This window comes from uncultured Lactobacillus sp. (assembly GCF_902491705.1).
Classification (GTDB): domain Bacteria; phylum Bacillota; class Bacilli; order Lactobacillales; family Lactobacillaceae; genus Lactobacillus.
Window position 1 is genome coordinate 1 of sequence record NZ_CABUIW010000071.1, and the last position, 9,319, is coordinate 9,319.

The window sequence follows — 9,319 nt, forward strand, 5'->3', positions numbered from 1 at the left end:
AAGGAAAAATATATCTTTCTGGTATGTAGAAAATACATAAGCTTCTACATATTTCCATGTTTTATATAGCAGGAAGAGAATGATTTGGTGGCATGATTTTTTAAGAATTATCTTTATAACTAATACAATCTTAGCCTTCTACATCGTCTTCCACCGTAGACGTTCTGTTTCTACAACTTGGGCTTGGCTAATTATTTTGCTTATTCTGCCAGTAATTGGTATTACCCTCTATGCTTTCTTTGGGCGAGGTATTTCCCAGGAAAATATTTTTGCCATCAACAAACAAAAGCACATTGGCTTGCGAAATGTGCAAAAATCAATCGAGCAAGCTCCTGAAGTAGCCAGTCCTTCTGACACTTCTAGCGCCGGAGAAATTGCCATCAACTTTTTTAATCATGATAATGAGTCTCCTTTAACTAAAAATAATAATGTTGAGCTATATACAGAAGGCGAAACTTTCTTTCACGATATGCTTAAAGACATTGTTAGAGCTAAAGAAACAATTAATATCGAGTTCTATACCTTTTATAGTGACAACATTGGCAACCGCGTTTTGCAATTATTGATTAAAAAGGCACAACAAGGCGTCAAAGTACGCGTAATTTATGACGCATGGGGTTCAATGGGTGCAACCAAAGCTTGGTTTGATCAGCTGCGGGATGCAGGCGGCGAAGTCTTGCCTTTCATCACTTCTAGAAACATGATCACCAGATACAGAATCAACTACCACTTGCACCGAAAGATCGTAGTCATTGACGGTAAAATTTCTTGGACAGGTGGCTTCAATATCGGTGACCAATACTTAGGTAAGAAAAAGAAATTCGGCCATTGGCGTGACAGTCAAGTGCGCATCGTTGGCTCTGCATCTCTACTTTTGCAAGAACGCTTCGTCATGGATTGGAATGCTTCAGTCAAAAGCCAAGACCAAATCATTCGTTTTAATTCCACCCTATTTCCTGATCTTGATGAAACTAACATCCATCAAGGCGATATTGCTACGCAAATCGTTTCAGATGGTCCCGATCGTTACACTCCATATATGCGCAACGGTATGATGCGCTTGATGCTGCTTGCTAGAAAAAGATTGTGGATTCAGACTCCTTATCTGATACCAGATGACGCCGTTTTTGCGGCATGGCAAACAATCGCTATGTCAGGGGTCGATGTTCGCATCATGATTCCTTGCAAGCCAGACCACCCATTCATCTATCGCGCTACACAATGGTACGCTAATGAGTTAACTCGCTGCGGCGTCAAAATTTATATCTATGAAGATGGATTCTTGCATGCCAAAACTACCATTATTGATGATAAATTCTCTAGTGTTGGCTCAATGAACCAAGATTATCGTTCTTATGATTTGAACTTTGAAGATAATGCCATCTTCTACGATAAAGACTTCAATACCAAGATGGCACACGTTTTTGAAGAAGACATGAAGCATTCTCACTTGCTTACACGTAGAGAAATAAAAAAGCAAGGTCGCTTGTTGCGAACCTTGCAAAGTTTCTCTCGGATGCTTTCACCAATCTTATGATTGGACTTCAACAGAAATATTTTCTCCAATGTATTTTTGAATAGCTGGCAATACATCATTAGCATGAGCGCGAAAACGCATCATGTAAGACTTATTAGTATTGGTATTAAAAATAGCTACGAGCAATGGCTTCTTTTCACTTGGAATATCAATCAAAGTGACGTTGGCAATTTCATCATATTTAACAGTCCGCTTGAAGTAGCCTGAGATGACTAACTTCTTAGCGCTAAAGCCTGAAAAGCCGTCGACAATACTGATTAATAAGAATAAGGCCAAGAAGACGTTCAAACCTGGATCGCCCTTTTCAATATAGTTCCAGGTAAAGCCTAGCCAAATAAAGATGACCGCCCAAACAATTGAGGAGACGCGATAACGACCGCGAAATTCGATCTTAGCTTGCCAATACCAGCTGTAACAAGCATAAGCCAACATTAAAACATTAACTACGATATAAAAATAGGACATGTATGTCATAAAAAAATTCTCCTCAACATTTATTTTTTCTATTATAACAAAAGCCTGAACTATAATTAAAGATAGGAACTTTTTGAGAGGCAAATAAAATGAATCATGATGATTTAAACAAATTGCAGCAAGATTTAGATAATGCTAAACATGTTGTCTTCTTAACGGGAGCCGGTGTATCTACACACTCCGGCATCCCCGATTACCGCTCCAAAAACGGTATTTATAATGGCGTACAAGAAAGTCCTGAGACTATTTTAAGTGAGAGCACTTTATATAATCGTCCAGAATTCTTCTATCACTTCGTGATGAACAACATGTATTTCCCTGATGCCAAGCCAAATTTAATCCATGAAAAAATTGCACAAATCTGCAATAAAAAAGGCGATTTAATCACCCAAAATATTGATAGATTGGATACAAAAGCTGGCAATAAGCATGTAACAGAATTCCATGGTAACTTATATAATATATATTGCACCAAATATCATCAGCCCGTTTCTTATGATGAATATGCTAAAAGTTACATCCATAATTGCGGCGGGATTATTCGCCCAGGCATCGTGCTTTATGGTGAATCAATTAACCCTGAAACGCTAAATAAATCTGTTAACGTTATGCAAAAATCAGACTTAATTATCATCAGTGGCACTAGCTTTGTGGTTTATCCATTTGCGCAATTATTAGCTTATCGCAAAGAAAACGCAAAAATTTATTCAATCAATAAAACAGAAATTCCTGCTCCTGGTGTAACCCAAATCATTGGAGACGCACTCGATGCATTTAAGCAATTGAATTAAAATAGTTGATTTGTTATCCTTAGACTACCAACATTTTAAGCAATATGGGTGGTGAAAAACATGACAGAGTTTTTTTATTATGATTACGTTACCATTGAGCCATGGACTTATTTTTTAACGGCTTCAGAGTTCGGTTTGACATATGTAGGGCTTAAAGGGGATGAAACTGTTTCGCCTATTTTCAGTTTCTACCCTCACCGAATGCTCGTGCGTAATCCGCAAAAAATGGCACCATATATTCAACAATTAAAGGAATACTTTGCTGGAACACGCAAGAAATTTGATGTTCCAATCGATATTTCTGATTTTGGCACTGAATTTCAACGAAGAGTGTTAACTGCTGTGCAGCAAATACCTTATGGAATGACTGTCAGCTATGGGGATGTCGCAACTAGCTTGCCTGACGCAACTTCTTCTCGCTCAGTAGCACATGCTGTTGCTCTTAACCCAGCACTAATTTTTATCCCAGACCACAGAGTTATCCTATCTAATAACCAGGTAGGAACATATCGTTTGGGACAAAAAGAAAAAATTAGATTAATTGAATTAGAAAAGAGTCATTTGCATGGCAATTCTTAAACTGTACGCGCCCTTTTTCGACGGTAATAATTGGTTGCACGTTCTAACAAGCGGCAAAGACTGGATGATTATTCTTACTTTAATCATTATGGAGTGTCTACTTTCAGTTGATAATGCCGTAGTGTTAGCAGCTCAAACCCAAGTATTGCCTACTAAATCTGAAAAAGAAAAATCCCTGATCTATGGACTTTGGGGAGCATATCTCTTTAGATTTATCGTTATCGGGATTGGTACTTATTTGATCAACTTCTGGGAAATCAAATTAGCCGGCAGTATTTACTTATTTTACTTATCGTTTAAGTTCTTCTACGATCAGCGCCACCCTAAACAAGCAGCTGAACATGAAAAGGAGAAAGAAGAACGTGAAGCTAAACGTCATAAAGGAAAAAAGAAGAAGAAAAAACATGTCCTCTCTCTTTTCTGGCGGACAGTTATTTCGATTGAATCAATGGATATTGTCTTTTCAATCGACTCTGTTCTTGCGGCATTGGCTATTTCAGATAACCCAGTAGTTGTTTTAATCGGTGGGATGATCGGTATCCTCTGTATGAGAGGTGTAGCTGAAATCATCATCAAATTGATGGATATCATTCCAGAATTACAGCCAATGGCTTATGTTTTAATCGCCATTATTGCATTAAAATTACTTTTAGCTCTGCCACCACTCAGATGGGAAATGCCTAACACTGCATTTGCAATCATTGTATTTGTAATATTGGGAGCAACCATTATTTTCCACTTCTGGCGCATTAAAAAGCATGGCCATAAACATATTTAAAGTTAAAAAAAGAGCCTATTCTGTTCTGAATAGGTTCTTTTAGTTTAGAAAAATGAAACGATTATGCAAATCACACCTAAAAAAGCTAAAACTCCAGCAACGATGTAACCTTCCCATAGGCCAAAGCCCCAATACTTATCAGTAGTAGCAGTTCCATTATTACTAGTCTTGTATTTTAGATATCCTTGAGTGCGACGATAAGCAAATGCACCGACAACAAGTAATAAAATACCAACGATAGGTAAAATAATGTGATACATTATAAAACTCCTGAGAGCAATGCTCTAACTTTGTTGAAAATTATTTCATAACTTATTTTCAACATATTTTTTTAATACAACCGCTTGATTATGTTTTAAATTTTTTGCTCCGTATAAAAATAATACATTTCCTGACTTCAATTTTTCTTTTACCGTATTAATAAAATCAGGTGTTAAATCATTGGCGTTAAGTTCATCGATATATCGTTTCTCAAATTCGGGAAATTTATCATCTTCATGATTGAACCACTTACGTAGATCATTCGTTGGGGCAATTTGTTTATCCCATTCATCTAATGCAGCCTTGATTTTACTAATTCCTCGCGGCCACATGCGGTCTACTAATATTCTATACCCATCAGGCTGATCATGATCATAAATTCTAACTAATTTAATTTCTGACATTTGAAATTCCTCATTTCTTCTTTTAGTGTATTACTAAAGATACTTAAAACAAGAAGGCATTATATGGACTACGCAGAATATTTTACTAATCGGCCTACTGACGAGATTACTTGCGATTTAATTGGGCGACCTTTAATTTTTAATAATGGTCAGGAAAAGCTCGGCGGCTATATCGTTGAAGCAGAAGCATATATGGGAAAGCTCGATCGGGCAGCTCATGCTTATGGTGGACATCGCAGTCCGGCAAACGAAGGCCTTTATCGGCGAGGTGGAACAATTTATATCTATGCTCAGCGTCAATATTTTTTCTTTAATATTGCCTGTCAAAAACAAGATGAGCCACAAGGAGTTTTAATTCGTGCCATCGAACCTATTTGGGGAATTGACACAATGGTCAAGAATCGCAGTGGCAAAAGTGGCGTCTTACTTACCAACGGTCCTGCCAAGATGATGCAAGCCTTTGGCATTCATGATAAAAATTGGAATCTGCATTTTCTGTCTGACTCACCTTTTGCCATCGATTTAAATGACCAACATAAACGTATTGCCCAGGAAATAACTGCAGATAAACGCGTAGGCATTAATCAATCTGATCCTGTCTGGGCTAATAAAAAATTACGCTTTTATGTTGCAGGAAATCCCTATGTTTCAGATATGAAGAAAAGAGATTTCGCTTACAATAACGGTTGGGCTTGACAAATTCTCGTTTTTCTTTTAATCTTTTTATCAGTTAAATAATTTTCCAATGCAATAGAGGTTGCGACAATCACGAGATAATTCAGAGTTCGCGAAGACAATGAAGATTATCTTAGGACTGCCGCCGAAATGGATTAATGTTCGCGTGTTAATCTGTTGGGCTATAGAACAATATTCTATAGACTGTCCTGGTTAGTCCCCAGGGAGCGCTATAAGATTTGGTTTAAACACTGATGATTATGACACCTCGCTATTCATGGAACAGCGAGGTTTTTATTTACGCTTTATTGTATTGGCTTTATGTTAAAACTATTTTTTCGGGGGTTTTACAATTGAAGTCAAGATTTAGATGGATCGCCGCATTAATGACGGTGCTCCTCAGTATATTTATCGGATTCAGCTTTAGCACTAATTCGACTCAAGCTGCTAAAAATGATTCCGGCACATTAAAGATCGGTATGGAAGCAAACTATCCACCATATAACTGGACTCAACCTAAGAAGTCCAATGGTGCTGTTCCAATCGATGGTTCTAACTCATACGCTAATGGTTATGATGTTCAAATTGCCAAGATTATTGGTAAGAGACTTCATAAAAAGGTTATCGTTGAAAAGACACAATGGGATGGACTTTTACCAGCATTAACTTCAGGCAAGATTGACTTGATCATTGCTGGTATGTCACCTACTGCAGAAAGACGTAAGGCAATCAACTTCTCAGAACCTTACCGTAAAAGTACTTTCGTTGTTATCACTAATAAAGCAAGTAAATATTCAAACGCTAAGAAATTAACTGATTTTAAAGGCGCTAAGTTAACTGCTCAACAAGGTACTTTGCACTACGGCTTAATCAAGCAATTAAAGGGTGCTCACAGAGAACCTGCAATGCGTGACTTCTCAGCTATGCGTCAAAGTCTTGCATCCGGTACTATCGACGGTTATGTTGCCGAAGATATTGAATTTGAAAGTTACCACAACGTTAACCCTAACATTGTTGCCATTAACTTGAACAAGATGGCAGGCTTCCACGTTGATCACGATGACTCTGTTACAAGTATCGGTGTAAAGAAAGGCAACACTAAGCTTTTAAATGAAGTTAACGCTACTTTAAGAACTATTTCTAACAAAAAGCGTGACCAATTAATGTCACAAGCCGTTAAGGAACAACCTAAGGCTGGTAACGAAACTAAGAAAGAAAACTGGCTCGTTACTACTTGGAAGCAATATGGTGGCATGATTATGTCAGGTATCGGCATGACCTTGCTTTTAGCTTTAGTTGGTACTATTGTTGGTTTCTTCATCGGTTTGCTTGTTGGTATCGTTCGTACTATTCCAACACCAACTACTCGCGGCAAGCGTTGGGCATTAAACTTTGTTAAGTGGTTATTATCTGTTTATGTTGAAATCTTCCGTGGTACTCCAATGATGGTTCAGGCAGCCGTAATTTACTACGGTATCGCTCAATTCTGGCACCTAAACTTGAACAGAACTGTTGCAGCTTTGATTATCGTTTCTATCAACACCGGTGCCTACTTGGCCGAAGTTATCCGTGGTGGTATTATTTCAACTCCAGAAGGTCAATTCGAAGCAGCTAGTGCACTTGGTATGACTCACAACCAAAGAATGTGGCATATCATCTTACCTCAAGCTATTAGAAACTGTTTACCATCAATTACCAACGAATTTATCGTTAACATCAAGGATACTTCAGTATTGAGTATTATCTCAGTTTCAGAATTGTTCTTCGTTGGTACAACTATTGCCAGTCAATCATTCAAGTTCTTCCCAACTTACTTAATGATTTCAGCAATCTACTTAATTTTGACCTTTACTATTACTAGAATCTTCAACTTTATTGAAAAGAGACTTGAAGGTAACAAGAACTACAACTTGATGGCTAACCAAGTTCAAGTTGGTACTCCAAAAGATGCGGAGGCAAACAATTAATGACTGAATCAAACGAAGTAATTTTAAGTTTAAAGCATATGCAAAAGTCCTACGGGGCTCACAAGGTATTGAAGGATATTTCCTTTGACATTAATAAAGGTGAAATCGTAACTATTATCGGTCCTTCCGGTGGTGGTAAGTCCACTACCCTTCGTTGCATCAACTTGCTTGAAGAACCTACCGGTGGCGAGATCGATTTTCACGGTGAAAACATCTTGCATCCCGGCTACAACCGCAATACCTTTAGATCAAAGGTCGGTATGGTTTTCCAACAATTCGACTTATTCGAAAACAAGAATGTCTTGGAAAACTGCATGATCGGTCAAGAATTAGTTTTGAAGCGTTCCAAAGATGAAGCTCGCAAGATCGCCATGGAAAACCTAAAGAAGGTTGGCATGGACCCATTTATCAAGGCTAAGCCACAACAATTATCTGGTGGTCAACAACAGCGTGTAGCTATCGCTCGTGCGATTTCAATGGATCCTGAAGTTTTACTCTTCGACGAACCAACTAGTGCCCTCGACCCAGAAATGGTTGGTGAAGTACTAGACGTTATGCAAAAGCTAGCTACAACCGGTTTGACTATGGTTATCGTTACTCACGAAATGGGCTTTGCTAAGAGTATTTCTGACCGTGTTCTCTTCATCAGCGACGGTGTAATTACTGAACAAGGTTCACCTGATCAAATCTTTGATCACCCTAAGAATGAAAAGACTCAAAAGTTCTTGAGCAACTTCAGAAAAATGGACTTTTAAAATTCAAAAAGACGAGAAGTTTAATTACTTCTCGTCTTTTTTTGGTTATAATTAATAAAAAATTAAATTGGAGGAAAAATTATGAATGAAAGAGTATATTACTTCATCAAGTCATATGATGAAAATTTACCTAAGCCCCCTGCAGAGAGCTTCGGCCAAATTTTAAATGAAACTTATCTGCATCCCTTCAACTGGAATGCAAGAACCACGCGTAAGTCTTACTGGTGGAGTGTTTTAATTAATACCATCATCGCCATTTTAAGCATCATTCTTGGCCTCTATGCCTTCAACGAAAACATCAATCCAGGTATTAGGGTAATCGATGCTGTTGTTGCCATCGTGGTCTACATATGGGTATTCTTAGCTGGCTTAGGTCAAAGAATCCGCCGCTTGCACGATGTTGACTACAGCGGCTATTGGTACTGGGCTTCATTTACCGGCTACGGCACTATGTTTTTATTCTATTTAGCACTTCAACCTTCTGTTCAAAGAAAGGTTAAGTGGGGTACATACCTCTTTAGTGATCAAGATTATCCTGAAGGACAAAAGGAAAAGGTTCCTGTTCCTACTGTTGGTCAAATTTTAAAAGAACACTTCTTTGACTGCTTTAAGTGGAACGCTAGATCTACTAGAACCTCATTCTGGGTAGGAGCCGCTATCAGCCAAGTCATTCTTACAATCAGTACCTTCGCTGGCTATTTGCTTGCTATCTTTTTATTTAGTCCATTCAGCGTTGTTATCGCTGATTCTAGTGGCGTAAGTAATAGAGGTTTAGCAATCTGCTTAATTGTACTTTTTATTATTTTCTTAGCGGCCGCTATCTGGGCATTTTTAGCACAACTTGGTCATACCATTCGCCGTTTGCACGATGCCGGTTTTAACGGTGGCTGGTGGTGGATCAGTGTAATTCCTTATGTTGGAAATTTATTCTTATCTTTTTTGTTGTTCCACCCTACAACTAAGTTAGACGTGAAATGGAATGGCTATCTATTTGACGATGACGACCGCATTAGATAAACAAAAAGCTCATTTTGAAGTGAGACCCAAAAGTTAGACACTTTTGGGTCTTTTATTATGACTAAATTTAATAAAGAACAA

11 protein-coding genes and 1 riboswitch are annotated in these 9,319 nt (G+C 38.0%); of the genes, 8 read left to right on the top strand and 3 right to left on the bottom strand.

Translation table 11 applies throughout. The features are described 5' to 3' along the window. Window positions 1-79 precede the first annotated feature (79 nt). The gene (gene cls / locus RDN22_RS10250; protein ID WP_308557987.1) at window positions 80-1,537 is read left to right on the top strand and encodes a cardiolipin synthase; all 1,458 of its coding nucleotides are present in this window, start codon (window positions 80-82) and stop codon (window positions 1,535-1,537) included. Here the strand turns inward: cls and RDN22_RS10255 are convergent. Further along, complete coding sequence (locus RDN22_RS10255; protein ID WP_308557989.1) at window positions 1,532-2,011, bottom strand: hypothetical protein; 480 nt, start codon at window positions 2,009-2,011, stop codon at window positions 1,532-1,534. The genes cls and RDN22_RS10255 overlap by 6 nt on opposite strands. Before the next feature lie 89 nt (window positions 2,012-2,100). On the opposite strand from RDN22_RS10255, the gene RDN22_RS10260 reads away from it, so the two are divergent. Genes RDN22_RS10260 through RDN22_RS10270 form a run of 3 tightly spaced genes read left to right on the top strand, consistent with a single transcriptional unit; the run spans window position 2,101 to window position 4,159 of the window. Continuing rightward, a complete protein-coding gene (locus RDN22_RS10260) occupies window positions 2,101-2,802 on the top strand; it encodes an NAD-dependent protein deacylase (RefSeq protein ID WP_308557991.1) in 702 nt (233 codons plus the stop codon). A 60-nt stretch (window positions 2,803-2,862) separates the two neighbouring features. Then, window positions 2,863-3,381: a methylated-DNA--[protein]-cysteine S-methyltransferase gene (locus tag RDN22_RS10265; protein ID WP_308557994.1), complete on the top strand. Its 519-nt coding sequence runs from the start codon at window positions 2,863-2,865 to the stop codon at window positions 3,379-3,381. After that, window positions 3,368-4,159 carry a TerC family protein gene (locus tag RDN22_RS10270; protein WP_308557996.1) on the top strand — a complete coding sequence of 264 codons (792 nt, stop codon included), beginning with the start codon at window positions 3,368-3,370 and terminating at the stop codon, window positions 4,157-4,159. The genes RDN22_RS10265 and RDN22_RS10270 overlap by 14 nt, the downstream gene beginning before the upstream one ends. Window positions 4,160-4,203: 44 nt before the next feature. Here the strand turns inward: RDN22_RS10270 and RDN22_RS10275 are convergent, their stop codons facing one another. Beyond that, a complete protein-coding gene (locus RDN22_RS10275; protein ID WP_308557998.1) occupies window positions 4,204-4,419 on the bottom strand; it encodes a hypothetical protein in 216 nt (71 codons plus the stop codon). Window positions 4,420-4,464: 45 nt separating this feature from the next. Further along, a complete protein-coding gene (locus RDN22_RS10280; RefSeq protein WP_308558000.1) occupies window positions 4,465-4,824 on the bottom strand; it encodes a DUF488 family protein in 360 nt (119 codons plus the stop codon). Window positions 4,825-4,887: 63 nt separating this feature from the next. Here RDN22_RS10280 and RDN22_RS10285 point away from each other — a divergent pair, with 63 nt between their 5' ends. From RDN22_RS10285 to RDN22_RS10300, 4 genes are all read left to right on the top strand, one after another. Next, window positions 4,888-5,520: a DNA-3-methyladenine glycosylase gene (locus tag RDN22_RS10285; RefSeq protein ID WP_308558002.1), complete on the top strand. Its 633-nt coding sequence runs from the start codon at window positions 4,888-4,890 to the stop codon at window positions 5,518-5,520. A 47-nt stretch (window positions 5,521-5,567) separates the two neighbouring features. Beyond that, a riboswitch (Lysine riboswitch) is annotated at window positions 5,568-5,740 on the top strand. A 112-nt stretch (window positions 5,741-5,852) separates the two neighbouring features. After that, window positions 5,853-7,466 (top strand): ABC transporter substrate-binding protein/permease, encoded by a 1,614-nt coding sequence (locus RDN22_RS10290; protein ID WP_308558004.1) that lies wholly within the window; start codon window positions 5,853-5,855, stop codon window positions 7,464-7,466. Beyond that, window positions 7,466-8,221 (top strand): amino acid ABC transporter ATP-binding protein, encoded by a 756-nt coding sequence (locus RDN22_RS10295; RefSeq protein ID WP_308558005.1) that lies wholly within the window; start codon window positions 7,466-7,468, stop codon window positions 8,219-8,221. Before RDN22_RS10290 ends, RDN22_RS10295 begins: the two co-directional genes overlap by 1 nt. Window positions 8,222-8,302: 81 nt before the next feature. Then, a complete protein-coding gene (locus RDN22_RS10300) occupies window positions 8,303-9,238 on the top strand; it encodes a DUF805 domain-containing protein (protein WP_308558007.1) in 936 nt (311 codons plus the stop codon). Window positions 9,239-9,319 lie beyond the last annotated feature (81 nt).